General features: G+C 60.4%; 1 protein-coding gene. It reads left to right on the top strand.

Annotated elements, in window-relative coordinates; translation table 11 throughout:
* The coding region (locus K3A85_RS17950; protein ID WP_225207875.1) for a tripartite tricarboxylate transporter permease at window positions 1-278 on the top strand (278 nt) is incomplete at both ends.

The raw sequence follows: 278 nt of genomic DNA, 5'->3' as shown, positions 1-278 counted from the left end.
CGGGGCCGACGATCTTCTATGAACATACCGATGTGATCTACGCGATCTTCGCGGGGTTCCTGCTGGTCGATCTGTTCCTGCTGGTCATTGCCCGCTTCGGGTTTCCGCTGTGGATGCGTGTCGCCTCGGTTCCGCCCTATTTCATCTTTCCCTGCGTGACCGTCTTTGCGGTCGTGGGCGCCTTTACCGCCAATCAAAGCCTGTCCGACGTGATGATCCTGATGGTCTTTACGCTGCTGGGCTACGGGATGCGGCTGGTCGGGCTGAACCCCGCCGCC

The sequence above is a fragment of the Novosphingobium huizhouense genome, assembly GCF_020179475.1.
GTDB lineage: Bacteria > Pseudomonadota > Alphaproteobacteria > Sphingomonadales > Sphingomonadaceae > Novosphingobium > Novosphingobium huizhouense.
Note: the sequence above shows the minus strand (reverse complement) of the source record. Positions and strands in the feature narration are given on the sequence as shown.